Origin of the sequence: Mycobacterium sp. 236(2023) (genome assembly GCF_029623955.1) — a bacterium.
Classification (GTDB): Bacteria; Actinomycetota; Actinomycetes; order Mycobacteriales; family Mycobacteriaceae; genus Mycobacterium.
The window spans coordinates 380714-405586 of record NZ_JARSBP010000005.1 but is presented as its reverse complement, the minus strand read 5'-3'; the positions used below and the strand labels follow the sequence as shown (position 1 = coordinate 405586).

27 protein-coding genes are annotated in these 24873 nt (G+C 65.8%); 5 read left to right on the top strand and 22 right to left on the bottom strand.

Annotated elements, in window-relative coordinates; all coding sequences use genetic code 11:
* Positions 1 to 13: 13 nt before the first annotated feature.
* The 4 genes from P9A17_RS22805 to P9A17_RS22790 form a co-directional block, all read right to left on the bottom strand.
* Positions 14 to 910 (bottom strand): NAD(P)-binding domain-containing protein, encoded by an 897-nt coding sequence (locus P9A17_RS22805; protein ID WP_278041006.1) that lies wholly within the window; start codon positions 908 to 910, stop codon positions 14 to 16.
* Positions 862 to 1596 (bottom strand): SDR family oxidoreductase, encoded by a 735-nt coding sequence (locus tag P9A17_RS22800; RefSeq protein WP_278041005.1) that lies wholly within the window; start codon positions 1594 to 1596, stop codon positions 862 to 864. Before P9A17_RS22800 ends, P9A17_RS22805 begins: the two co-directional genes overlap by 49 nt.
* Positions 1597 to 1661: 65 nt before the next feature.
* Positions 1662 to 2078 (bottom strand): nuclear transport factor 2 family protein, encoded by a 417-nt coding sequence (locus P9A17_RS22795; protein ID WP_278041004.1) that lies wholly within the window; start codon positions 2076 to 2078, stop codon positions 1662 to 1664.
* A 28-nt stretch (positions 2079 to 2106) separates the two neighbouring features.
* Positions 2107 to 2781: an NAD(P)-binding domain-containing protein gene (locus P9A17_RS22790; RefSeq protein WP_278041003.1), complete on the bottom strand. Its 675-nt coding sequence runs from the start codon at positions 2779 to 2781 to the stop codon at positions 2107 to 2109.
* A gap of 230 nt (positions 2782 to 3011) precedes the next feature.
* On the opposite strand from P9A17_RS22790, the gene P9A17_RS22785 reads away from it, so the two are divergent.
* Positions 3012 to 3665 (top strand): helix-turn-helix domain-containing protein, encoded by a 654-nt coding sequence (locus P9A17_RS22785; protein ID WP_278041002.1) that lies wholly within the window; start codon positions 3012 to 3014, stop codon positions 3663 to 3665.
* 34 nt (positions 3666 to 3699) lie between these two features.
* Here the strand turns inward: P9A17_RS22785 and P9A17_RS22780 are convergent, their stop codons facing one another.
* From P9A17_RS22780 to P9A17_RS22765, 4 genes are all read right to left on the bottom strand, one after another.
* Positions 3700 to 4188 carry a TIGR04338 family metallohydrolase gene (locus tag P9A17_RS22780; protein ID WP_278041001.1) on the bottom strand — a complete coding sequence of 163 codons (489 nt, stop codon included), beginning with the start codon at positions 4186 to 4188 and terminating at the stop codon, positions 3700 to 3702.
* Positions 4185 to 4937 carry a DUF2786 domain-containing protein gene (locus tag P9A17_RS22775; RefSeq protein WP_278041000.1) on the bottom strand — a complete coding sequence of 251 codons (753 nt, stop codon included), beginning with the start codon at positions 4935 to 4937 and terminating at the stop codon, positions 4185 to 4187. Before P9A17_RS22775 ends, P9A17_RS22780 begins: the two co-directional genes overlap by 4 nt.
* 88 nt (positions 4938 to 5025) lie before the next feature.
* A complete protein-coding gene (locus P9A17_RS22770) occupies positions 5026 to 6024 on the bottom strand; it encodes a hypothetical protein (protein WP_278040999.1) in 999 nt (332 codons plus the stop codon).
* Positions 6021 to 6860, bottom strand: a complete 840-nt coding sequence (locus P9A17_RS22765) for an alpha/beta hydrolase (RefSeq protein ID WP_278040998.1) — start codon at positions 6858 to 6860, stop codon at positions 6021 to 6023. Before P9A17_RS22765 ends, P9A17_RS22770 begins: the two co-directional genes overlap by 4 nt.
* Before the next feature lie 53 nt (positions 6861 to 6913).
* On the opposite strand from P9A17_RS22765, the gene P9A17_RS22760 reads away from it, so the two are divergent.
* Positions 6914 to 7936 (top strand): sigma-70 family RNA polymerase sigma factor, encoded by a 1023-nt coding sequence (locus P9A17_RS22760; protein WP_278041064.1) that lies wholly within the window; start codon positions 6914 to 6916, stop codon positions 7934 to 7936.
* A 3-nt stretch (positions 7937 to 7939) separates the two neighbouring features.
* On the opposite strand, the gene P9A17_RS22755 is transcribed toward P9A17_RS22760, so the two are convergent.
* Positions 7940 to 8392, bottom strand: a complete 453-nt coding sequence (locus P9A17_RS22755; protein WP_278040997.1) for a MarR family winged helix-turn-helix transcriptional regulator — start codon at positions 8390 to 8392, stop codon at positions 7940 to 7942.
* Between the two features lie 97 nt (positions 8393 to 8489).
* Here P9A17_RS22755 and P9A17_RS22750 point away from each other — a divergent pair, with 97 nt between their 5' ends.
* Together P9A17_RS22750 and P9A17_RS22745 are read left to right on the top strand one after the other, a co-directional pair.
* Positions 8490 to 9257, top strand: coding sequence for a pirin-like bicupin family protein (locus tag P9A17_RS22750; RefSeq protein ID WP_278040996.1), 768 nt, complete (start codon positions 8490 to 8492; stop codon positions 9255 to 9257).
* Positions 9235 to 10566 (top strand): PQQ-dependent sugar dehydrogenase, encoded by a 1332-nt coding sequence (locus P9A17_RS22745; protein ID WP_278040995.1) that lies wholly within the window; start codon positions 9235 to 9237, stop codon positions 10564 to 10566. Before P9A17_RS22750 ends, P9A17_RS22745 begins: the two co-directional genes overlap by 23 nt.
* On the opposite strand, the gene P9A17_RS22740 is transcribed toward P9A17_RS22745, so the two are convergent.
* Positions 10542 to 11009 (bottom strand): SRPBCC family protein, encoded by a 468-nt coding sequence (locus P9A17_RS22740; protein WP_278040994.1) that lies wholly within the window; start codon positions 11007 to 11009, stop codon positions 10542 to 10544. The genes P9A17_RS22745 and P9A17_RS22740 overlap by 25 nt on opposite strands.
* 211 nt (positions 11010 to 11220) lie before the next feature.
* Between P9A17_RS22740 and P9A17_RS22735 the strand changes: the two genes are divergently transcribed.
* Positions 11221 to 12312, top strand: coding sequence for a phosphodiester glycosidase family protein (locus tag P9A17_RS22735; RefSeq protein WP_278040993.1), 1092 nt, complete (start codon positions 11221 to 11223; stop codon positions 12310 to 12312).
* On the opposite strand, the gene P9A17_RS22730 is transcribed toward P9A17_RS22735, so the two are convergent.
* Genes P9A17_RS22730 through P9A17_RS22675 form a run of 12 tightly spaced genes read right to left on the bottom strand, consistent with a single transcriptional unit; the run spans position 12309 to position 24870 of the window.
* Complete coding sequence (locus P9A17_RS22730; protein ID WP_278040992.1) at positions 12309 to 13073, bottom strand: fructosamine kinase family protein; 765 nt, start codon at positions 13071 to 13073, stop codon at positions 12309 to 12311. The two genes, P9A17_RS22735 and P9A17_RS22730, sit on opposite strands and share 4 nt — an antisense overlap.
* The gene (locus tag P9A17_RS22725) at positions 13070 to 13747 is read right to left on the bottom strand and encodes a YoaK family protein (protein WP_278040991.1); all 678 of its coding nucleotides are present in this window, start codon (positions 13745 to 13747) and stop codon (positions 13070 to 13072) included. The genes P9A17_RS22730 and P9A17_RS22725 overlap by 4 nt, the downstream gene beginning before the upstream one ends.
* A gap of 8 nt (positions 13748 to 13755) precedes the next feature.
* Positions 13756 to 14598 (bottom strand): mammalian cell entry protein, encoded by an 843-nt coding sequence (locus P9A17_RS22720; RefSeq protein WP_278040990.1) that lies wholly within the window; start codon positions 14596 to 14598, stop codon positions 13756 to 13758.
* Positions 14565 to 15125, bottom strand: a complete 561-nt coding sequence (locus tag P9A17_RS22715) for a mammalian cell entry protein (RefSeq protein ID WP_278040989.1) — start codon at positions 15123 to 15125, stop codon at positions 14565 to 14567. Before P9A17_RS22715 ends, P9A17_RS22720 begins: the two co-directional genes overlap by 34 nt.
* Complete coding sequence (locus P9A17_RS22710) at positions 15122 to 16105, bottom strand: RDD family protein (protein ID WP_278040988.1); 984 nt, start codon at positions 16103 to 16105, stop codon at positions 15122 to 15124. Before P9A17_RS22710 ends, P9A17_RS22715 begins: the two co-directional genes overlap by 4 nt.
* Positions 16102 to 16722 (bottom strand): hypothetical protein, encoded by a 621-nt coding sequence (locus P9A17_RS22705; RefSeq protein ID WP_278040987.1) that lies wholly within the window; start codon positions 16720 to 16722, stop codon positions 16102 to 16104. Before P9A17_RS22705 ends, P9A17_RS22710 begins: the two co-directional genes overlap by 4 nt.
* A complete protein-coding gene (locus P9A17_RS22700) occupies positions 16692 to 18254 on the bottom strand; it encodes an MlaD family protein (RefSeq protein WP_278040986.1) in 1563 nt (520 codons plus the stop codon). Before P9A17_RS22700 ends, P9A17_RS22705 begins: the two co-directional genes overlap by 31 nt.
* A 3-nt stretch (positions 18255 to 18257) precedes the next feature.
* Positions 18258 to 19403, bottom strand: coding sequence for a virulence factor Mce family protein (locus tag P9A17_RS22695; RefSeq protein WP_278040985.1), 1146 nt, complete (start codon positions 19401 to 19403; stop codon positions 18258 to 18260).
* Positions 19400 to 21046, bottom strand: a complete 1647-nt coding sequence (locus P9A17_RS22690) for a virulence factor Mce family protein (protein WP_278040984.1) — start codon at positions 21044 to 21046, stop codon at positions 19400 to 19402. The genes P9A17_RS22695 and P9A17_RS22690 overlap by 4 nt, the downstream gene beginning before the upstream one ends.
* Positions 21047 to 21059: 13 nt before the next feature.
* Positions 21060 to 22628, bottom strand: a complete 1569-nt coding sequence (locus tag P9A17_RS22685; protein WP_278040983.1) for an MCE family protein — start codon at positions 22626 to 22628, stop codon at positions 21060 to 21062.
* Positions 22625 to 23656 (bottom strand): virulence factor Mce family protein, encoded by a 1032-nt coding sequence (locus P9A17_RS22680; protein ID WP_278040982.1) that lies wholly within the window; start codon positions 23654 to 23656, stop codon positions 22625 to 22627. Before P9A17_RS22680 ends, P9A17_RS22685 begins: the two co-directional genes overlap by 4 nt.
* Positions 23653 to 24870 (bottom strand): MCE family protein, encoded by a 1218-nt coding sequence (locus P9A17_RS22675; RefSeq protein ID WP_278040981.1) that lies wholly within the window; start codon positions 24868 to 24870, stop codon positions 23653 to 23655. The genes P9A17_RS22680 and P9A17_RS22675 overlap by 4 nt, the downstream gene beginning before the upstream one ends.
* Positions 24871 to 24873 lie beyond the last annotated feature (3 nt).

The window sequence follows — 24873 nt, the reverse complement described above, 5'->3', positions numbered from 1 at the left end:
GCCCGATGAACCGTTACTTTCGAGTGGTGTCGCCACTGGCTTGATCCATGAAGATGGCGACGTGAGCTGGGGGCATGGACGCCAGCGTTCCTCCGGCAGGCGTCGCGCGCTGCGCGCCGGCGACCATGGAGAGGGCGGCTTCCGGGGTAACCGGTGGGACCGCGGCTTGGAGGTAGTGGCGCTTCTGCTCGTCCTCGGTTAGTCCGTCCGGGACCTCGGGTGCGTATGGCCAGAAATAGATGGGGGTATTGGGCTCGATGCGCCAGCTCTCAGCCAAAGAACCTGCATCGATCACGTGGTAGCCGGCTCTCTCGATGAATGCGGTGACGATCTGCTTTGCGTCGGCGTCGTCACCGGCGATCGGAAGGGTCGTGCGGGCCGGATCGCCCTCGGCTCGGGCATTGGAGTACATGTGATTCCAATCCAGGTTGTGCAGCGCCTTGACGACGCGAGAGTGTTTGAGGTGGCGCTGAATCAGCTCACTGGAGGTGAGCGTGGCGGCGTCGAGTTCGGCATTGCGCCAGAACTCGGGGTAGTAGTTGGTCTGGTCGATGACCACCTTCCCGGCGAGCAAGTCGACCGGCAGAGTCGCATGATTCGCTAGCGGCAGTGCGATGCTGACGAAGTCTGCCGCAGCGATCGCGTCCTGGACGTTTCCCGCCCGCGCCGACGGGCCGAGGTCGCGAATGAGCCCGGCGATCGATTCCGGTCCGCGCGAATTGCTGAGCACGACAGCGTAGCCGGCGTCGATGGCCAGGCGTGCGGTTGCACTGCCGACCAGGCCGGAGCCGATGATTCCGATTGTTTGTGTCATTGCAGATGTTTCCTTGTTGGTAGGTGGCTGATGTTCTGGAGATCCGGTCAGAGCTTGTAACCGCCGCTGGCCTCGATCACCTGGCCCGTAACCCACTGGCCCTGGTCGGAAGCCAAAAAGGCAACTACAGAGGCGATTTCGCAGGCCTCGCCGAAGCGGCGCAGTGCAGTGTCGGCCTCGATGGCCGCCACCATGTCTGCGTTCTCGCGAACAGCGGCGTTCATGTCGGTCGTAGTCCAGCCCGGCGCCACCGCGTTCACGGTGATGCGACGCGGAGCGAGTTCTATTGCGAGCGAATGGGTCAGATTGTTGATCGCAGCTTTGGCCATGGAATAGACGGGCACCGCCTGCATGGGTCGGGTGGCCGCAGCAGAGGACACATTGATGATGCGGCCACTCCAGGACAGACGCGAGAGCGCCGACTGGACGACGAAGAACGGTGCACGGGCGTGGACCGCGAACATCGTGTCCCAACTCTGTGGCGTGGTATCGACGAGGCCGCCCCAGCCTGAATTCCCAGCGTTGTTGATCAGTAGATCGAGGTTGCTCGTGTTGGCGCGCCCCACCAGTTCGGTGTCGAGTCGTTCGAAGAGGTCTGGGATGGAGGCCGCGTCGGCGAGGTCCACCTGGAGTGCAACGGCCTGGCCACCGTACTGCTCGATCGCCGCGATCGTTTCGTCTGCACCACCTTTGCTTTCGTTGTAGGTGAGAGCAACCGTGGCGCCGTCACGAGCGAGGCGCTCGGCGATGGAGCGTCCGATACCCCGCGAACCTCCGGTCACCAAGGCGGTCTTTCCAGCGAGGGGCGCTCGCAGGATTTCTCCTTCGGGTCGATGTCGTGACGTACTCATTGCTTCTCGATGAGCGTCAGCGCCGGCACGCCCACAGCAGGCGCGAGACGGTTCTGCACTGCAACGATCGCCGGTAGAGGCCGCCACTGGACGGTCATGGAGTCGACCTTGCCTTCGTCGTTCAGGTGTACGACGTCGACGCCCTCGACCTCGGCGTCACCAACGCGCAGTTGTAGAAGTACAGCGAAGGACCTGTCGTTTCCGAGGATCTCGGTCGCCTGGAAGTCGTCGACGGCGTCAAGCAGATGAGCGATGACCGCTGCAGCTTTCTCGCGGCCATGGAACGGATCGGCGAAGATAGGGCTTCTGAGAACGATGTCGTCAGCGAGATATGTTGCTGCGCTACGCGCATCATGATGGTGTAAGGCGTCGAGCAGTGCAGTCAGCACGGCCGGGACAGCGTCGGTGGTCATTGAGTTTCCTTTCACAGTTGCAGTGGCGCTAGGTCGTGATGTCGGGCTCGGGTGCGACGAGAACGGCCGGTGCCAGTCGAGTCAGGTCGCCGTCGAAGGTGCTGTCTGCGATGAGATGCATGAGGATGCCCAGCTGTTCGATGCTGCGAGCGGACGTCGACGGGCCGGTGTCGACGGCCTCGAAGCCGGCGTCCTTCGCCAGTTCGGTCACGGTCGCCTTCGCTACGGGGTCGTCGCCAGCGAGGAAGACCGGGGGACGCGATTGCGTTTCGCGCCAACGGTTCTGATTGAGCAGATCGGACGCCATGGTGTTGAACGCCTTGACTACGGATGCAGCCGGACAGCGACGTTGGAGCTCCTCGGTGGTCGACGATTGCGCCATGAACGCCTTATCGTGGCTGTGTTCGAAGCCGCCGCCGACCTGAAGGGGATTCATGGTGTCGATCACCACTTTTCCGGCCAGCGACCCGATCTCGGCGAGTATTGCGTCAAGCCGTGGCCAATAGACCGAGAACAGGATGACTTCGCCGAATGCCGCTGCCTCACTGGGTGTTCCACGCCGAACACTGGGGTACGCCTCGGCAAAGGCGTCGAGCTTCGCTTGGCTCCCATCTTTGGCAAGTAATAGTTCGTGCCCGGCGTCCAGCCACGCCCGGGACAACGTCCGCCCAATATTTCCTGCGTTGACTACTCCGATGCGCATCGCGGCTTCCTGTCGGTAGATGGCGCTGTGTTCTGTGGCGGTACCCCGTGTCGGGCATTCACCGTACTTACAGTCTGATCAATCAACCGCAGGGATGATTAATTCCCGATGTCGCGGAACGCGCGTATATGGAGGCGCGTGGCCATCACCGAACGACGCGGCACCCAGGCGTCGGCACGGGTCTCAGGGATTCGGGATAATCGCAGTTCATCGAATCCATGGAGGATCCAGTGGCGCCGGATACTACGAAAAAGCATCCCTATCGGTCCGATCTGCGGACTCAGCAGGCAGCCGCCACTCGCGAACTGGTTCTCGATGCCGCAACCGCGCTGTTCGTTGAACGCGGCTACACAGCCACGTCAATCGACCTCATTGCCGAGTCCGCCGGCGTCGGCCGATCGACTGTCTTCGCTGCTGCCGGCGGCAAGCCGTGGCTGCTCAAAACGGCCTATGACCGGGCAATAGTCGGCGACGACGAACAGGTCCCCCTTGTCGAGCGCCCGCAGGTCCAGAGGCTCTTCGCGATGACCGATCCTGCAGCGATCGTCGAAGGCTATGTGGATGTACTCAGCGAAGCCGTTCAGCGGGTATCGCGCATCTATGAGGTGGTGCGTGCAGCGGCGGGGGTGGACACCGAGGTGCATCAGCTGTGGACCGCAATCTCCGATCAACGCCTTGAAGGCGCGACGATCATCGCCACCCTGTTGAAGAAGAAGGGCGGCCTGAAGAAAGGACTGACAACGGCCGGAGCCCGAGATCTCATTTGGATCTACAACGACTCTGGCCTGCACTATGCGCTGGTCGAAGTTCGTGGTTGGAGTCAACGGCGCTACCGCGCGTGGCTGCTGGAGACTTTCCGCCATCAGTTGCTGGGTGAGGGCTAGCGGTTCGCCGATGGGCTTCGGGACGACCCGCGCCTCACCGCACGCCCTCTTTCGCATAGACCACCCGCAACACGTGCGCGACCTCCGGGCCCATCACTGCCTCGGCGAGCTCACAGAATGTCGCCACGAACTGCGGGCCGTGCGGCGGAGCCCCGTCATCGAAGTGATGCGCGATCTCGTGCAGGACCACCAATTCCCGCAGCGCCCAGGCACTCCGGTCCTCGGGCACCGCCATCGTCGCCGCGTCCCCATCTCTTTCGTAATGCGCCGCTGTGGCACCCCGGCGTACCCTCACCCGCAGCGGGCGCACCTGCCAGCGCTCGCTGACGGCCGGATGCGCCAGGACCTCGTCGACGTAGGTCTGCACGGACTCCACGGAGCCGAACCGGGCCTCCGGCGGAAGTGTCAGCTGGGTTCCGAAGAAGTCCACCACCGGGTTGCCGCGCTCAGCAGCGCGATCGAACATCGTCCGCACGAATCCCTCTGCGGCATAGACTTTTGCGCGCTGTCCGTCCCGCGTCATCGCTCCAGTGCTGACCTCGCACCGGACAGCTCGGCCCCTCCGCCGAGCCGCGCCCGCTTGCCCGCGCGGTCACCGGCACGCCGCGCCTCCGACGAGTAGCCCGCGGTGGCGCTCGTCGCGCGCCACGTCCCGCGGGCCTTGGACGTCTGGCGGTAGTAGTCCTTCAGCTCAAGGTCCTTGTTGCGCAACGCGATCGCGGTTCCCGGGATACTGGCAGGTCCGCTCTTGGCCTCCTGCTGCGCCTGCTCGCGCGCCTCGGTCAGCCGCTGCCCCACCCGCGCCCCGAACGCCAGCTGGAAATTGATACGCGCCGTGATCGTGGGGGTCGGCTTGTGCGCCCCGGTCGCCAGGTAATCGTTCGACGCCCGCACCATCTGCATGACCAGGCTGGTGTACAGCGTGTGGCTGGAGTCGATGTCTTCGGCGAAGCCGTAGGCGTAGACGAAGGTCGAGTTCGACGCGATGTCGCATTTGACGTCGTTGGCTGCGGCGATGACCACGAACAGCTGAACGTAGGTACGGAGTCCCCGCGCACCGCGCTCGCCGATGGTGATGGTGCGCTGCACCGGTGTCTGTGCTTTCGTCCGTTTGTCGCCGTGGCTGCGGGCGACCGCCAGGTCGATCGACGTGGCGGTGGCCAGGCGCTGGGCGGCGGCCATGAACGCTTCGGCCTCGTGCGGATTGTCGGTGCCTTCGGCCTGGCGCAGCAGAGCGGCGATCCGGCCCAGCATCTTGTCGTCGGTACTCATGGCAGCGAGGCTAGGGATTGTCTACGACTTTTCACTGACGCCCAGTATCCGTCATCCCCACATCGGTTTTCATCCTCAGCGCACCGGATCACTTGTTGACGAAACCGTCCAGTGCGGTCACCAGCTGACCGGACAGCGGATCCTGCTTCGCGTAGTTGGCGATGTTGTCGGTCGGGTCGTCGCGCAGCACGTGGTTGACCCCCTTGAGCTCCACGAGCGTCAGATCCGTGTGCGCCAACGCGTCGACGAGCGGCGCCACCGTGTCGCAGCGCGCCTGACTGTCGGAGTCCGAGCAGGTGAGCAGTACCGGGGTGCCTGCGGGAATCGCGGCGGCAAGGGCGAGCGGATCGACCTTGTCGGCCTCGATGACGGCTTTGATGTTGCCGGCATTGACGATCGAGTTCAGCCCGTCGGGCAGTTTGTCGGAGACCGTGCCCTTCGTGCGGATCTCCTCCACCGCGGCCTTCCACGTCGCGATCGTCTCCGGCGACCCGTCGGCCGTCACCCGGTTGGTGATGATGTCCAGGTATCGGCCAGGCAGGGGCTGAAAGAGGCCCAGCGAATGCACCTTCGGTGCGCCCGCCGTGGTGTCGCCGGCGAGCGCCATCGCGTGGATGGTGCCCTCCCCCAGCGCGTACACGGAGATCTCTTCGGGATCGGTCGCCGGGCGTTCGGCGAGGAACTTCACGGCCGCCTTGGCGCCTGCGGTGTAGACGGAGCTGACGACGTCGGCCGGCTTGTCCTCGAATGGCCCGAGCCCGGTGCGGCCCGTCCCGACCTTGTCGTAGCGCAGGCTCGCAATGCCACGTTCGGACAACAGTTGGGCAAGCATGCGCATGTTCCCGATCGGCCCCGCGACGACGTTGTCGCCGTTGCGGTCGGTGCCGCCGCTCTCGGAGATCAGCAGCGCGGCCGGGGCCGGCTGACCCTCTTCGCGGTAGTGGTAGGTGCCGTACATCGTCAGGCCGTCGGCCTCGAACGTGACGTCCTCGTCGGTCCAGCCCGACGACTCTGCCGAGTCCGGGTCCGACGAGCAGCCCGCGACCAACAGCAGTAGCGAAAGAACAACGGCGGTCAAGGTTTTCACAGGTGCGACTCGATCCATGCGGTGACGTCGTCGAGCACGAGTTCCTTCTCCGGCTCGTTGAACACCTCGTGATAGAGGCCCGGATACACCTTCAGGTGCACGTCTTGAGAGCCGACGCACTCGACCAGTACCTTGCTGCCCTCCACAGGGATCAGCTTGTCCTGGTCGCCGTGGACGACGAGCAGCGGCGCCGTGATCGCGGCCGCCCGCTGCGGCATCGTCTCGCCGACACCGATCAGGGCGCGCCCGATCCCCGCTGGCAGCTTGCCGTGATAGACGAGCGGGTCGTTCTCGTAGGCCGCGACCACCTGGGGGTCCCGTGACACCGCGTCGGCGGGCAGGTCTTCGGCGGGCAGGCCGGGCGCGATCTTGCCCGCCACCTTGGCCAGCAGCAGCTTCAGCGGCGGCACGGAATCCTGGGCGGCGACCGCGGGCCCGGACAGCACCATCGCGTCATAGTCGTCGGGGTGCTCGACCCCGTAGGCGAACACGATGCCACCGCCCATGCTGTGGCCGAGCACGATCAGCTTCAGGCCGGGGTGGTCTGCGCGCGCGATGCCGACGAGGGTGCCGAAATCTCCGGTGTACTCGCTGATGTCTTTGAGGTAGACGCGCTTGCCGCCGGACCGGCCGTGCCCGCGATGGTCCAGCGCGTAGGTGACGACGCCGGCCTCGGCGAACCGCGCCACCACATGGTCGTAGCGACGGGCGTGCTCGGCGTAGCCGTGGGCCAGCACCACGACCCCTTTGGCTGGTGTCTCCGGCGTCCACACGTCGTAGACGATCCGGACGCCGCCGATGCCGTCGAAACTGCGTTCGGTGTGGGTCACGGGCATGTCAGGGAGACTATCGGGCGGCCCCTGAGGGGGTGCTGTTCGCAGGGCCGTACTTGTCACACCCGGTGCGTAAGCTGCATTTCGTGACCGTCTTGGCTCTCGATGAAAGCGGTGCTGAGGACGCCTTTCTCGCCGACGCCCAGAAGTACCGGCGGGAACTGCTGGCGCACTGTTACCGGATGACGGGTTCGCTGCATGATGCGGAGGACCTGGTCCAGGAAACGTATCTACGGGCCTGGAAGTCGTACAAGAACTTTCAGGGCAAATCTTCGGTGCGGACGTGGCTGTACCGGATCGCTACCAACACGTGCCTCACGTCGCTGGAGGGACGGAAGCGCCGGCCCCTTCCGGCGGGCCTCGGCGGGCCGGCGGCCGACCCCAACGAGGACATCACGCCCCGGCACGAGATCACCTGGCTGGAGCCGCTCCCGGACTCTCCCCATGAAGACCCGTCCGACCCGTCGGTGATCGCCGAATCCCGCGAATCGGTGCGGTTGGCGTTCATCGCGGCGTTGCAGCACCTGTCGCCGCGGCAGCGGGCGGTGCTGGTGATGCGCGAGGTCCTGCAGTGGAAGGCGGCCGAGGTCGCCGACGCCATCGGCGCCTCGACCGCGGCGGTCAACAGCCTGCTGCAGCGCGCGCGGGCACAGCTCGACGAAATCCAACCCACCCGCGACGACGAACCGGCACCACCGGAGTCACCCGAGGCAGCCGACCTGCTCGCCAAGTACATCGCGGCGTTCGAGACCTACGACATGGACCAGTTGGTCGACCTGTTCACCGCCGATGCCGTGTGGGAGATGCCGCCGTTCGACACGTGGTATCAGGGCCCGGCCGACATCATCACGCTGTCGAAGGTGCACTGCCCCGCCGAAGGCCCGGGCGACATGCGGTTCCTGACGACGGTCGCCAACGGTCAACCCGTGGCCGCGCTGTACATGCGCAACCCGGAGACCGGCGTGCACGAATCGTTTCAGCTGCAGGTCCTCGACACCCGGCCGACGGGCATCGCGCATGTGGTGGCATTCATGGAGCGGTCGCTGTTCGCGAAGTTCGGACTACCTGACGCGCTCTGAAAGCTATCCCGCTTGGGCGGCGCGCAACCGCCCGAGCACCTTCTCGATCGCCTCACCGAACGCCCGTTGCTCGGCCTTGCTCAATCCGTCGAACACCGCGCTGCGCACCAGATCCACGTGGCCCGGCGCAGCCGTCTGCACGGCAGCCAGTCCGGCGTCGGTAAGCGCAACGGTGGCGCCGCGACGGTCGTCGTCGTCACCTTCGCGCTCCACCAAGCCTCGTCCCCGCATCCGGCGTAACTGATGGGACAGGCGGCTCTGCTCCCACCCGATCAGCTCTCCGAGTTCGTTGATGCGCATGGGTCCGCGTTCCGACAACGCGACAAGCACGTCGTAATCGGACAGCGACAACTCACAATCCTGTTGGAGCTGACGATGCATCGCGGTGTGCAGCCTGCTGGTCAGCGCCAGGTAGTCGCGCCAGATCCGCTGCTGCTCGTCGGTGAGCCATTCCATGTACCCAGCCTAGCGGTGGAATACATGACACATCATCCATGTTGTCGGTGACACGGCAGCCACCTAGGCTGACAGGGACTCCAGAGGAGTGATCGCCATGACCACCGCCGAAAGCATCGTCGACGTCCGACGGGCCGACGACCGCGCCAAGACCAAGATCGCGTGGCTGGACTCCAAACATTCGTTCGCGTTCGGTAGCCACTACGAACCCGACAACACCCACCACGGCCTGCTGCTTGTCAACAACGACGACATCGTCAAACCCGGCACTGGATTCGATACCCACCCGCACCGCGACATGGAGATCGTGACCTGGGTGCTGCGCGGATCCCTCGTCCATCAGGATTCGACCGGCCACTCGGGCGTCATCTACCCCGGGCTGGCTCAGCGGATGTCGGCCGGACGCGGAATCCTGCACTCCGAGAAGAACGACTCCTGGACGCTAACCGGTCAGCAATCCCACAGCGAACCAGTGCATTTCGTCCAGATGTGGGTGCTTCCCGACGAGTCCGGCATCACGCCCGGCTATCAGCAACTCGAGATCGACGACGCGTTGCTGCGCGGCAACCTCGTGACCATCGCGTCCGGCATGCCCGAGCATCGCGATGCTGCGGCCATCACGATCCAGAACCGCTACGCCGCACTGCACGGCGCTCGACTCGAAGCGGGGCAGAGCATCACGCTTCCCGAGGCGCCCTACCTCCATCTGTTCGTGCCGCGGGGCGAAGTCGTCCTCGAAGACGCCGGCACATTGCACGAAGGCGATGCGGTGCGATTCACCGCATCCGGTGGCCAGCGCGTGACCGCCACCGAAGCCGCCGAGATCCTCGTCTGGGAGATGCATGCGGGACTCGCTGCGGCATAACCGAATTCCTGTCCTTACTCTGGCTGTGGTACTGCTCGCCGGGTGCACCGGCGAGCGGTCCGAGCAGCCGTCGGCCTCGTCGGCACCCGCGGCGACCACGTCTGAGTCCGCACCGTCGGCCGGCGGCGGTACCGGCACCGGCCCTGTGACCGTCGCGGTTGCCGACGAGCTCGCGGACGCACCCTTCGACCAGCCCCGTGAAGCCGTGATCCCCGAGGGTTGGACGATGTCGGTCTGGGCGCGCACGTCCAAGCCGCGGCTGGCCGCCTGGGCGCCGGACGGCAGCCTGCTGGTGTCGGTTCCCAGCGGCGGACGGGTGCTGCGCTTCACCCCCCGAGGCGACGAGCCGCCGCAGGAGTCGGTCCTGCTCGACGGCCTCGACGAACCGCACGGCCTGGCGTTCCAGGGTCCGACACTCCATGTTGCGCAGAGCAATCAGGTCGACGCGTACGACTACGCCGACGGCGCCGCAACCAACCCGCGGGTCGTCGCCGGCGGTCTCCCCGACGATCGCAGCCCCGATCTCCGGGGCGCGTACTCGCACGTGCTGAAGAGCGTCGCCGTCGGCCCCGACGGCGCGGTCTACTTCTCTATCGGTTCCACGGGAAACATTTCCGAACAGGACCGCACTGCTACACCGCCACGCGCGACGATCATGCGGGTGCCGCCCGGCGGTGGGCCCGCCGCTCCGTTCGCGACCGGCGTGCGCAACGGCACCGGGCTCGCCGTTGCGCCCGACGGCGCTCTCTGGACGGCGAACAACGGCCGCGACAACGTGCCGTTCCCCGAGCCCGGGCCGCAGTACGGGCAGGTCATCCCGGAGTACGTGGGCGACAACCCGCCCGAACAGATCGCTAGAGTCACCCCCGGCCGTGAGCTGGGGTGGCCCTACTGCAACAACCAGGGCGGCCCAGCGAATCTGCCTTTCATCAGGGACGTCCAGACCAATCCCGACGGCGCACTGATGGACTGCGCGGCACTACCCCCCGTCGAACAGAGCATGGGGGCGCACTCGGCACCGCTGGGCCTGAGTTTTACCGAGGGCCAGCTACCTCAGCCGTACGCCAGCGGAGCACTTGTCGGCGTGCATGGATCGTGGAACCGGCAGCCGCCCAGAGAACCCGAGGTGTCGTTCTATCCGTGGCGGGACGGCGGGCTCGGTGACCAGCAGACACTGGTCGGCGGCTTCCAGGCCCAGAACGGCTCGCGCTGGGGCAGGCCGGTGGCTGCCGTCGCCGGTCCGGACGGCGCGGTCTACGTCACCGACGACGCGGCCGACGCGATCTACCGGCTGGCGCCGCCCGGCTGACTCTTCGCGGTGGGCAGCTTGTTGAGCACGGCGGTCATCTGCTTCTCGACATCGCCGGCGAGTTTCTCGAACACCAGCTTCATAACCGGATTGAGAAGCTTTGCTGTGCCTTGCATTTCAAGATCCGCGACATAGGTGATCACCGATCCCGCGCCCTGCGCGTCCACGGTGATGGTGTCGATCGTCCGCGACGACTGGTTCTCGCCGACGAAGACCACCTTGCGATCGGTGAGTTCCTCGAGCTCGTAGGTCAACTCGGTCGTGAAGCCGAAAATCTTCGACGTGTTATGCCAGTAGGCGCCCTCGGCAACCGGACCGCTGTCGATGCGTTCACACCTCTGCGTGCCCGGATCCCACTGCTCGGCGTTGCGGAAGTCCTTGAGGTAGCCGACGACCAGATCGGGTGGCGGGCTGACGGCGAAGGTCCTGGACACGGTAGGCATGTCTGAGGTCTACCCCGTCTGCAGCAACCTCACCCGCGATTTGCCGATGACCGTCCGGTGACGCTTCCGAAGGAAAGCAGGTGGCCCCTCAGCAAAGGCCACAGCGACCGGCTCGGAATCATCTCGTGATGCCGCTGTGACGAAAGTTGACAGTGCGTCTACTGGGATTATTGTTATTGCGCCTGGTCCGATTTCCCGATAGGAGCCGCCGGTGACGACTCCGACCGCAAACATCCGGCGACTCCTCACGAGAGCCCGTCTCGCCATCGCGGTCACCATGTGTGGTGTCGTGGCGATGACGGCGACCGCCGCGCCCGCCTATGCCGCGAGCGCACGCGAACTGCTCGCCGGCGCGATCGCCAACACCAAAGGTTCCTACCTCGTCTACAACTTCGGAAGCGGCTTCCCCGCGCCGATGCTCAACGCCGCGGGCAACTGGTACGAGCTCAACAACGGCGGCCGGCTGATGATCATCAAGTCCGCGTCGCAGCGCATCGCCCCACGCCTGCTCGCCGACTCCCACACCGGCTATCAGGCCCGCTGCGAACGCGACCCGCGTGCCCGGACTGCCGAGGGGCTGTGGCAGGCCTCCGAGACGTACTCACCGCTGGAAGCGTGGATGGCCCTTGGCCAGCCCACGATCGCTATCAACGCGAACTTCTTCGACGTCCGCGGGCAGCAGGGCGGCTCGTGGAAGTCGACGGGGTGCAGCTCGCCGCTCGGCGCCTACGTCGACAACACCCGCAACCTGGGACGCACCAACGCCACGGTGACCGGCACACTCGCCTATGCGGGCAAGCAGGGCCTGTCCGGCGGCAACGAACACTGGATGGCGCTGTCCACGATGGTCATTCCCGTACAGGGCACTCCGTTCGTGGTGCCGCCCAAGAGCGACAACGACTTCGATGCGGCCACCCCCGTTCTCACCCGACTGATCGAGGACGGCACCCGCTTCGTCGCCGTCGCCGGCATCGGCTTGCTCGCCCCCGGCGAGACCGGTCAACTCGACGACCCAGGGCCCAGCGCGGCACGCACCGCACTCGCCTACGTCAAGGACCGCGACGAGATGTACGTGTTCCAGGGCGGCAGCTACACGCCCGACCAGATTCAGGATCTGTTCCGGGGCTTAGGAAGCGACACGGCGGTGTTGCTGGACGGCGGAGGATCATCGGCGATCGTGTTGCGCCGCGACACCGGAGGCATGTGGGCCGGTGCCGGTTCACCGCGTGGGTCCTGCGACACCATGGCGGTGCTGTGTGACTCACGCGAACGCGCCCAACCGGCGTGGCTCGCCTTCAACTAGCGCGGACTGCGCCGGGTGGATGTGGCCGCGGCACGCGTCTGCCCGAGGTAGCCCGGTCCGAACAGCACGACGTGGGCAAGCAGCGGGTACAGCTGGTGCAGCCCGACCCGGTCCCGCCAACCCGCACGCAGCCGATGCTGTGACTGGTAGCCCTCGAACACTGCCTCAAGATGTGGGCAACCGAACAGAGCCAGCATCGCCAGATCTGTCTCCCGGTGACCACCGTGCGCGGCGGGGTCGATCAGCACCGCGCCGTCGGTCGTCCACATGACGTTGCCGCGCCACAAATCCCCGTGCAATCGGCTCGGCGCCTCACTGTCATCGAATTCTCCTGCGCGGCAGCGATCTATCACCTCGTCGACGGCAGACCGCGTCGCCGGATCGAGCTGCGCGCGAGCAGCCATCGGCTCCAGCCGGTGGTCTGCGTAGAACGCACCCCACGATTTTTCGGAGGAGTATGCCATCGGCAACGGCTGCTGTAGGGGGCCGAAGAATCCCGGCCCCGACCAGTTCTCCGGCGGCGCCCCGAATCCCTGGGCCCCTGCGTCGTGCGTGTGAGCCAGCCGTAAGCCGAACTCACGTGCCGCGTCGACCGTCGGCGGCACGGATGTCAGGCGTTCCAACGTCAGCGACGTTTCGTCCACCGCGACGACACCCGCACATGGCACCCCGTCCTCAGCGTGCGCCAACCACTGCAGCCCTGCGGCTTCGCACGCGAAGAAGCCTTTCGGCGCCAGCGTGTTTCGCTTGGCGAAGGTCACTGTGAGCTCTTGCCGAACCAGAAGATCGCGGCGCTGACGCTCACCATGACCGCGGCCAGGGCGATGATCGGCGCGACGGTGAACCTCGTCAGCGTGGCACCCACCAACGCACCGAAACACATCGTCGCGACGACGGCGATTCGCAGCCTCTGTCGTTCCCCTGTGCCGCCCGCCAGCTTGCTGTCGAACCCGGCGCCCACGATCGTCGAGGTCAGCACCGTCGTGGACAATTCCTGAATACCGAACTGCCGGGCTGTCGAATGCTGGATACCGAAAGCGATCGCGAGGCCGGCGATCAGAACCAACTTCGAGTCGTCGCGATAGCGCAGCACCCCTGTCCCGCCCAGCATCGCGAGCACCACCAACAACACGACCTCGACACCCAGCGCCGTCGCCAGCCACACGCGCACCCTGCCGTCGAGATGCCGCATCAACCGGCCGCCGAGGATGGTGCCGCTGACGAAACACGTGAACGAGACCACAGCCGCGGTCAGGTCCACGACGGTATGCGACGCGAACCAAAAGCCAAGGAATACAACGTTTCCGGTCATGTTAGCAACGAAGACGTGACCGAGCACGAGAACGCTGACGGCGTCGACCAGCCCCGTCGTGAACGTCAGCAACAGCAGAGCGACGACCGTCTGACGTTGCGAGACCGGCGAGGCGATGGCCACGGCGGCGGCTACAGCTGCGGTGTCAGATCGAACGACGTGATGGTCGACATCTTGGTGATGCGCCAGTCCCCACCCTCACGCTGCAGCGTCAGGCGATACGACAGGTACCGCAGCGCGGGGATGTTCTTGGTCACCGGGCTCGTGGCGACCGAGTTGGTGTACACGAGCGCGGTCGCCTCGGTCGGAACCGAAGGCGGCGAGACGGATTCGACCGCCGCGCCCATCACCTGGGTGGTGTTGGTGACCTGCGCCTGCTTGTTCGGTTCGACGATGGCGTCGATGTAGCGGCGATACTCGTCGGCGAAGTCCCCGCCGAGGAACACCGACGCGCGGTCGGCGAGTGTGACCATGTCGTCCGGGGTGTACGTCCACAGCGTGGTGATGGCGTCGGTGGCGGTGCGCGCAATGTCGAGTTTAGTTGTGACCAAAGCCCGCTCGGACAGATAGGGCTGCACCATGGCTGCGGCGAAACCACTGGCCCCGACGAACACCGCCGAGGCTACTGCCGCCGCGACGATCAGACCCTTACCCGCCGGCCGGTGCGGCACCATGACGACCGGCTCCGCCTCCTCGGCGGGCTCTACGTCGTCGGTGGGCTCCGCCTCGTCGGCTGTTTCCTCGGAAGCCTCCTGTTCCGGTTGCGCCGGTTGCGTTTTCGCAGCGCGGGCGGCTTTGCCGACCGGCGTCTTCGGCGCGGGCTCCGCGGTAGCGGAGTCTTCCGTGATGGAGTCCGCGCTGGGCGTCTCGGGTGCCGCGCTGGGCCGTCTGCCGAAGAACCGCCGGCGTGTGCGCCCGGCAGCGACGTCGGGTTCGGTGGTCAGATCACCTGAACCAGATTGCTGATCTTCCACTGCTGCCCTTCCTTGATAGTCGTTGCGACCCAGCGACTTCCGCTCTCCATCGTGGTTTTCCCGTCAGGGGTCTTGGACGTCACCTTCGTCGCGATGAGGATCTCGGCGCTGCCGTCGTCGAACCAACGCTGCACACCCGCCGAAAGGACCTCTCCGGTACTGGGCTCCGAACGCGCCACTGCCACCAGAATTTCGTTGAGCCGCTCGTTGAAGTTTTTGGCGAACTCGCCGGTGGCCTGTGCCGCGACACGGTCGGCGTAAGCATTGGCGTTGAACGGATCCAGGCTCGTGTACATCACCATGAACTCGCGCGTGTAGCCCAAGGCTGCGGCGTCCTTCACAGCCACACGGCGGTCTTGCTCGTGCTGAACGAGCATGAACGTGCTCGCCGCGATCGCTGCTGTGACCACCACCGCGGCGAGGGCCGCCACCAGCGGAAGTCCCCAACGGCGCGGCTTCGGGGTCGACTCGAAGTAACCGGGGTCGACGGTGTCCCCGGCCTCGGCGTAATTGCGGCGCGGACTCATTGGCCCGCCTGGTTCATCAACGGCTTCTTCAACACGGTCAGGTTCGAGACCCGCCACTGGCCGTCCCCGGACTTCTGGAAATCGACCTGCACCGTTGCCGTGATGAACTTCTGGGTCTCCGGAGTGGTACCACGCCTGCCCTGCATCGCCAGCAGCATCGACGCACTGTCAGGTGTCACCGGTGGATTCGCGAGGACTGCAAAGTTGGCGGTCCAGTATTCGTTCGTCGTTGCACCGGCCTTCTGCACCGCCTCCTGCTGCGCGGTCAGCTGTGGCCGGTAGGCGTCAGTCGTCAGGCCCTGCGCTCTGGCGAAATCGTCTGCCATGGATTGCGCGCCGTAGCTCAACATCTGTTCGACGATGCGCGGTCCCTGGTCGGCGATCTGCGCCCTCGCATCGTCGGCCGCCTGCTCGTACCGATACACCGCGCCGTAGCCGAAACCAACTCCGACCAGGCACAGAGCGGCGGCCGCGATGAGAACCTTCGCGACCAGCCTGCGCATGTCCCTTTGCGGCGGATCAACCCGGACGACCTCGGTACGCGCCAACAGGTCGGCGAAGGTCCGCCGCCGCCTGTCCCACAGCGGCCACAGCCATCCCACGCACAGTGCCAGCGTGTCGAGAAGATGGGCGAGTTCGCGAAGCGTCAGTCGTACGACGCCGACGGATGCTCCGTCAGGCCGGCTTGGTACATGGCCCATCAGCGCTCGCCCCAACGTCCAACCGATCGCGGACGGCAGGACGAGCCGGTTCACCGCGAGCGCGAACAGTGTCAGCCCCCCGGTCCCGATGAACACCCATCGCTCCCACCCGTCGGCAGGGCAGGCGAGAGCCAACAGCGCCATCACGGCGATCACACCCACACCCGGCACGACGTCGACCGTCAACGCAGCCGCACGGGCCGGCCACGTTGCGAGGCGTTCCGTCGCACCGTCCGGTGGTGTCGATGTCGGTGACGTCGTATCGAGAACGGCTGTCACGAGTTGACCTGGTCCAGCCTGGCGATCCGGTACTGCCCCTCGTCGTAGGCCATTGTCGCCCGCAGTCGGTAGCCGACCTGCTGATCGGCGGCCTCAGCGTTGGAGATCCGCACGCGGACCGCGACTAGGACGTTGATCGAACCGTCCTCGTTGTGCCGCTCGACCGCCGCCCGCAGGTCGTCGACAGCAACCGTCGCGTTCGCCGCGGAGTACGCCTCGGCGATCACACTGCCGAACAGCCCCGCCTGCACGCCGAAGTCACCCGTGGAGCATTCGAGGATCTTCGACTGCGCGGCAGTCATCGCCGCCGTGTCGGGTGCCTGCGTGGCGGCCACACAGTCCTTGGCGGCCTGGAGCGCGGCCGCGTCGGACCGGGCCACGTCGGCATTGCGCTCGTTGGCCTTCAACGCGAAGTACCCACCCGCGGTCGCACCGCCGGCAAGCAGGATCAACGCAGCGCAAATGCCGACCGCCCAGCCGCGACCCAGCCGCGACGGCCTGCGGTCGTCAGTCGATGGGTCTTCTATGGGTTCTTCTGCGACTTCGTTCATGGGAGCCGCGTCGGCCTCGGCGTCGGTTTCGGGGGTCAGCCGGCTGGTGCCAGCATCTCCTTCCATCCGTCGTCTCCTGGGTTGCTCGAACTACCAACGTTGTATCGGACGCCGTCAGGCCCTACCACCTCGCCGCTACTGGGGCTGTAGGCCGCGGCGCTGCCGGCGGGTCCCTGCATCGGGGTGTAGATGCACGGGTTGGGCTGTTGACCGCTGCAGCTGACGGTACCCGAGCCGGGTGGGCTCAGAGGATCGCTGACCGGCGCGAGTGACTGCGGCGGCGGCAATTCGTCGGCGGGCAAGGGATTGCGCCCGTTGTTGACCGACGGCGCGGGTATCACCTGACCTGGTGCGACGCGCTGGTCACAGCGTGCCCCGGGGGCGGGGCAGGCGACGATCTGGTTCGGGTCGCCGTACCAGGGATTGGTGCCCAGCGGGACATACGGTTCGTCGCTGCGACAATCCTTCGGGTTTGCCGCCCGCTTGCCCGGCACGTCGGCGCACGGGTAGTTACGGGCACCGCGAACGGCGTTGGCCTGGTAGTCCTTCGGGATCTTGCAGTACAGCCCCGACGGCAGCGGCGCATTGCTGACGTCAGCCGGCGATCGCCACTCCGAGGCAGGCAGGAAGCCCGTCAGACACGGCGGCGGCTGGTTGATCGACAGACCGAAATGCAGGAGCCCGCCGTCTTCGAAGATCGAACCCATCTGCAGGGCGGCGCCGCCCTGCGGGAAGATCACCAGCGCCTGCTCCAGGCCCTTGTTGTAGCGCTTCAGCATGTCGATGACGACGGACAGGTTGGCCAGCGTCTGCGGCAGCGAGTCGCGCACATCCGTGAACACCTCGTTGACCTGATCGAGCGTGGGTGCTGCCTGCTGCAGCCCGCTGCGCAGCGCGGGATCCTGCTCGGCCGTCTGCCCTGCGATCACGTTGAGATTTCGTGACCACTGTTCGATCGCATCCCCCGACTGAACCTGGCTGTCCAGGATCGGGGCCGCGTTGGTGATGATGTCGTTGACCTGAGGCAGGTTGTCGCGGAAACCTTCGGCGAGGTTGGTCGTCGAGTCGACGAGACGTTGCAGCGTCGGGCCCAAACCGCCGACAGCAGCCGAGGTTTCGGTGAGCAGCCCGTCGATCTTCTCTTTGGGCAGCACCGCCAGACCTTCGTTGGCGGCGTCGATTGCCGGGCCGACTTCTTCGGGCACCGTGCTCTCGGTGATCGTCGAACCTGGGCTGAAGTACTGATCAGTTCCCGTGGGCGACACGAGGTCGAGGTACTGCTCACCGATCGCCGACACCGAGTGGACATTCGCGATGGCGTCCACCGGGATCTTGTACTTGTCCTCGATGCTCATCGTCGCGCGCGCACCGGTCTCGGTGGGCTCGACCTCGGTCACCTTGCCGATCTGCGTGCCCCGGTAGGTGACGTTGCCGGTGGCGTACAGGCCTCCGGAGCGCTCGAGGTTGGCGTAGAGGGTGTACTGCCCGACGCCGGCCAGGCTCGGCAACCGCAGGTAGTACAGCCCGAGCACCCCGACCGCGAGGATGGTCAGGATCGAGAAGATGATCAGCTGAATCTTGACGAACCGCGTCAGCATCGCTTACTCACTCCTCTCGATGAGCGGACCGTTGGGCGCCGAGTTCGGGTTGGGCGTGAAGCGCACATCCGGGATCATCGTGTTCGGATCGCGACCCCATGCCTGCTCCAGAGCTCGCAGCATTCCGGAAACGCCTGTGCCGGACAGGAATCCGTTGTCGACGGCGGACAATGTCAGATCCACCATCAGCGAGACGTTGATGTAGTCACCGCGCACGGCCTTCGGCACGTTCTCGATGCTGAAGGGCGCCGTTGGCAGCATCTTCAGCGCACCGATGAGGTAGGGCGCGCTCTTCACCAACTCGCGCAGCGGGCGCTGCAGGCTGTCCAGGTTCTGGTTGAGGTTCGCACTCGCCGGGGCCAGTGCGTCCTCGGCGGCGCCGCTGATGCGGCCCAGCGCTTCGACGGCGTCGGCGAACAGATCCCTGGTATCCGCGAAATGCTGGATCAGCGGCGGGAATTCGGTGAGGACGGCATCGAGTGTGTTGTTCCGCTCGGCGACGATCGACTGCAGCCGGTTCGTCGAATCGATGGCGCGGGTGATGTCCTCGCGCTGCTGGTTCAGTTCGTCGGTGAACGTGTCGAGCTGACCGAGGAAGTTCCTGATCTCGTCACCGCGCCCGTTGAGGACGTTGTAGATCTCGGTCTGGATCGTCTCCAGATTCGACACCCCGCCGCCAGTCAGGATCGACGCGATACTCGCCAGCACGCGCTCGGTCGTCGGGAACGCCGACGCGTTCTTCAGCGGGATCATGTCGCCGGACTTCAGCTTCTCCGGCGATGGGTCCGGCGGAAGGTCCAGCTGGACATGCTGAGAACCGAGAAGGCTCGTCTGGCCGATCTTGGCGAGCGTGTTCACCGGCAACTGCACCGTGGGGTCGAGGTCGAGGGTCAGGGTTGCCACCCAGTTCCTCAGTTCGATCGCGCGGACGCGGCCGACGTAGACGTCGGCGACCCGCACCCGGCTGTTCACGTTGAGCGCCAACGTGTCCGGCATCTGGACGAGGATGGTCGTGGCATCCGATCCCGTTCCGGGCCCGCCGGGCAGTGGGACGTTGGCGATTCCCTTCCAGGACCCGCACGACGTCAGCACCAGTGCCGCCGCACCGAGGGCGACGGTGCGCTGGGCCAAGGTACGCAGCCTGATCATCGCGTTCCTCCAGCCTCGGCGGGCAGCAACGGACCCGACGGCGCCGCGGGGGCCGCGGGTGCCGGTGCCGGTGCCGGTGCCGGTGCGCCGAGCGGGCTACCTCCACCCGGGATCACACCGGGGGCAGGCGCCGGTGGGGGTCCGGGCTGCGGGTACCACGGCGGGGGCAACGGGTTGTTTTGGTCGAACGCGTTCGGGGGTCCGGGCAGATTGCCGTTGCGCGTCGTCCCGAACGCGGGCGGCGCCGCCGGCGGAACGATGTCGGGGCCGCCCATCAGTTCGGCCAGCGATTCCGGTGTCAACATGTTCGCGGTGAACGGCTGCACCTCGACGCCCTGCATGCCTGGCGCCACGATCCAGCCCGGCTCGTGGTTACCGTGCGAGAACAGCGTGTCGCGCGACCAGATGCCTGGCACGGTCGTGTCCTTGTATCCCGGCGGCGGCTGCAGGCGCGGCTCGGAGTACGCGATCTGCTTCGGCAGCGTCATCGCCGTCTGCAGCTGGTTCGCACCGAACGGCAGGTAGTTGAACTTGATCGCGTCGAGGATCGGGCCCAGGTACTGGGCGCACAACTCCGCGGACTCCTGGTAACCCAGGCGGCTACCCGCCTGAATCGAGCTGCAGATGAACTCCATCGGGTTCGCGAAGTTCGAGATCACCGGCATGCCGACGATGCCACCCGCGTTCGCCGAAGCGATGTTCAGGATGTTCGCCGCGAGGTTCGGGTAGACGTGCAGACCCGTTTCCAGACCGTCGAGCGGTTCGGGCTGCAGGATCGCATTCGTGGTGTCGGCGAGGTTGTTGATGTCGTGGGACAGCACCTCGCCGTTCTCCTCGATGAAACCCCTTGTGGTCGAGAGCAGGTCGTTGAGGTCCTGAACCGCGTCCGCAACTTCACGATCCGTGTTGGTGAACGCATTGGTGAACTGCGCGAGGTTGTTGTTCAGCGACACGAACTGCTGGTCGCTCTCGTGGAGTGCGTTGACGAACAGGGCGAGGCTCTTGATGACACTGAACAGGTCACCGCGCCCCTGGTTGAGCGAGAACAACGCTTCCGACAGCGCGTTGAGTGACTTGTTCAGCTGCTCACCCTTGCCGGCAAAACCATCGGCAGCGGACTCGATGATGTCACCGAAGGGACCCTTCGGCTGTTCGGGCGTCGGGCCCAGATCGCGCAGCAGACGGCTCAGCGAGTCACGCAGATCGTCGTACTCGACGGGAACCTGCGTCCGGTCGGTGTCGAGCACCGCGCCGTCGGGAAGCGTGTTGCCGCCGGTGTACGGAGGCGACAGCTGGATGGTGCGCGACGCGACGAGGCTCGGGTTGAGGATCGAGGCGCTGGCGTTCTCCGGGACCTTGTACTTGCTCTCGTAGTGGAAGGTCACCTTCATCTTGTCACCGGCGGGTTCGATCGAATCGATCGAGCCGACGCGCACACCCATGATCTGCACCTTGTCGCCGGGATAGAGCGCCAGCGTCTGGGTGAAGTACGCAACGACGGTGTTGGTGGTCGCCTTCTTGTAGAGGTTCCAGCCCAGGAAGGCAGCGGCGACCGCCACGATCACGATGACAGCGCCCAGGATCAGCGTGGTCTTCGACAGACCGGGGCGCTTCATGTTGCGCACATCGAAGATGGTCGACATGGTCTCCTACCCCCTAACCCTGTGATCCCGGCGGAAGAAACGGTGGATTGCCCGGCAGGGGCGGCTGACCGGCAGGCGCCAGTTGCTGGCCCGGACCCGGCACTGCCGGCGCGGGAAGCGCGGGCGGCAACGGTGCGATACCCGGGGTGAAATCGGCAGGCTGCGGCTGCGGCGCCAACGGAATGGTGCGGGCACCGGGCGGCGCAGGCGGAAGCGGCGGGTTGGCACCCGGCACGGTCGGCGAGAGCTGACCGGGGATGGCCGCGGCAGGCACACCGGGAGCTGGTTGCGGCCCATGGACATTCGGCGCCGAGGTGACGACGTTCGGCGGCGGGAAACCACCGGGCACCGGACCGTACGGCCCTTGCGAAAGCGCGGCGCAGGGAAGCGGGTTGCCCGGGCTCGGGATCCCGTCTGCCGGCGGCGTGTACGAACACGGCGAGCCGGGTCCGACGGCCGGCCCCGGGTTGGTCGGGGTGCCCTCGATCGGCGTCGGCGCCGGCGGCGGCGCCCCATTCTCGAAGCCGACACCGTTCGGGTCGGGGAAGCGGAACGCAGGCAGGCCCGCGTTGCGCCAGAACTCCTCGGGATCGATGCCGCGCTTCTTGAATGCGGCGTCGACGAACGGCTGCAGGATCCAGTACGGAGCGAGGTTGACGAGCATCACCTTGAAGAACGGTCCCGACGCCACCGCCTCGCCCAGCGACGCGGTGAACTTCGAGAGCGCAGACAAGGCGTCGACGAGGTCGAACTTGCGCTCGCGCAACACGTCACTGATGGTCCTGAGCTGTTCGAGAACTCTGTTCAGGTTCGGGTTGTCGTCGATGACGCCGCGGACCTGGGTGGAGAACTTGTCGACGCGCTCGAGCAGCTGGCTTACCGCGTAGTTGCGCTCGTTGACCGCCGCGAGCAGGGTCTGCGCGTTGACGAACAGGTCATTGATCTGCTCGCTGCGGTTACCGAGCACGCCTGCGACCTTGTTCGCGTTGGCCAGCAGTTGCTTGATCTGGTCGTCGCGCTTGCCGATCGTGTCGGAGAACCGAGCGACACCGTCGAGGGCGGCGCTGAGATGCGGGTAGGTCTGATCAATGGTCTCGGACAACACATTCAGCGATTCCTTGACGGTCTGGGTGTCCCAGCCGGCCGCGGAGTTGCTGACGTCGAAGAAGGCGTCGTAGATCTGGTAGGGCGTGGTCGTCTGGCCGAGCGGCAGAACCCCGTTGGCGCGCAACGGATCGTCGCCGCGGGGTTCGATCTCGATGTTGCGCCGGCCCAGGATCGTGTCGGTCCGGATCGCGGCGCGGCTGTCGGTGCCGATCTCGGTGCCGTCGAGGGAGTATCCGATGACCACCCGGTCGCCGTCGATGTCCGTCGACTTCACGACGCCCACGTCGACGCCGGCGATACGCACCTTGTCGCCTACGTTGATGCCGCCGGTGTCGGAGAACTGCGCGTAGTACGTCGGCTTCGCGAACAGCATGGGCACGCTGGCGAAGCTCTGCCCGACGCCGATGACGACGACCAGGATGATGATGCCCATCAGCCCGCTGCGGACGCGGTTGGACCCTTCGAGAACTCTCATTTCGGCGCGCACCTACCCGAGGGCTGGCTCCAGACCTTGACGGTCCGGACGGGTCCACCCGGCTGTAAACCGTTGAGCATCAACGACACATCGCACGCGTAGAAGTTGAAGAAGTCACCGTAGATGCCGCCCGCGCGTCCGATGATGTTGAGTGCCTCCGGGAAGCGGATGAGAAGGTCGTTGAGCTGGTCCTTCTGATCGACCAACGGCTGCTGGATGGCCTCGAGCCGGCCCACGGTGCTCTGCAGCAGCGGGCGGTTGTCGGCCAGCAGGTCTGCGACAGTGCCCGCGGCATCGCTGATGTCGCCCACCGAATCGGCGAGCGGATCGGCGCGGTTCTTGAGCCCGGTGATCAGCACCTCGAAGTTCTTGACGGTGTCATCGAACTGCTGCTGGTGCTTGACCGTGGTGTCCAGCACCGTGTTCAGGTTGTTGACCACCTCGCCGATCGCCTGGTCGCGGTCCGCGAGAGCCGATGTGAGGGAAGCGGTCTGGTCCAGGATGTCGTTGATCGTGCCGCCCTGTCCCTGGAAGACCGTGATGATCGTCTGCGCGATCGTGTTGACCTTCTCGGGCTCCAGCGACTGGAAGACCGGTCGGAAGCCGCCGATGAGTGCGTCGAGGTCGAGCGCCGGTTCGGTCCGCTCCAGCGGAATCGTCGCTCCCGCGGCGATTCGGGTGTTGCTCTCACCGCGCTTGAGTTCCAGGTATCGGTCACCGATGAGGTTCAGGTAGCGGATCGATGCGGTGGTCTCGTCGAAAAGTTCCAGCGACCGGTCGACGTCGAAGTCGACCCGTGCCTTCGAACCGCCCTCGATCAAGGTGACCTTTTGGACCTTGCCGACTTCCACGCCGGACGCGCGGACGAACTGGCCGGAGCGCAGACCACTGGCATTGCTGAAGATCGCCGAGAAACCGTTCGTGCGATCGAATCGCATCTGGCCGAACACCACGATGATGATGCCCGTGAACAGCAGCAGCACCAGGGAGAAGGCGCCGAGCTTGATGGCGGTACCGGTGATTTTCATGGGTTGATCGTGTGCTCCCCGACTTGGCGTCCCCAGACGTACTCGGTGAACAGCGGCTGGCCGAGTTCCATGTGGTTGTAGGGGGCGATCGACGCACCGGTGTCCATGACGAGGTACGGCGCCGGCCACAGGTCACGGGTGACGGGCTGCCAGCAGCCGGGTCGCCCGCCCGGTCCGCCCTTGGCGTTCACGCGGGGCAGGTTGTCCGGATAGACGTAGGCGTTGCCCGCGCCGAGGCCGAGTAGCTCGGAGTGGGTCCGCAGGGAGTATCCGTTGCCACCCAACGCGTCGGCGATCTTGGGTTCGACGTCGTGGTAGTTGCGGACCGTGCAGAACAGCGAGGGGCTGTACTCGTCGAGCAGTGCGCTGGTGGGCAGCAGATCTTCAGCGCCGCGCACGAGGTAGGGGCCACCCCGTTCGAAGATGTCGCCGCCGTTGTTACCGAAGCCGACCGCGGCCATCAACGCCTGGTCGACGTTGCCCTGCTGCTCGTTGAGCGTGCGTGCCGTCGTGACCGCGTTCTGCAGGCCGTCGAACAGGTCGGGGGCGGCGTCGGCGTAGACCTCGCCGAGGTCGGCCAACAACTGGTTGTCACGACGGATCTGCGGCATCTGCGGGTTGATCTCGGCGAGGATCTCATTGCCGTTGCTGATCGATTCGCCGAACCGATCGCCGAGACCGTCGAGGGCCTGCGCGGTGGCGGTCAGCGTCTGGTTCAGCTTGATCGGGTCGACCTGGCCTGCGATGTCGACGACCGTCTCGAACAGCGTGTTGAACTCCGTCGTGACCGACGTGACGTCGATGACGTCGGACGACGTGATCCGTTCCGGCGAGGGATCCGTCGGAGACCGGAACGACACGTACTTGTTGCCGAAAACTGTCGTCGCGCTGATGTCGGCGTCGACATTCTGCGGGATCAGATCGAGGTACTTCGGGTTCACCTCGAGAACGATCTTGGCGCGCGGCTCGCCGTCGACGTTCGTCTCTTCCACGTTGCCGACGCGGCCGATCTCGACACCGTTGTAGGTCACCTTGGCGCCGGGATCCATGGACAGGCCCGAGCGCGCCGAGATCATCGTCAGCTGCGTACGAGGCAGGAAGTCGCCACGGAACTGCAGGTACACCAGGACCAGCACGACGATCGTGATCAACGTCAGGACGAGGCCCGCGATCTTGTACGGGGGCTGCCGCTTGGAGTTGATGGGTGCCGTCATCGC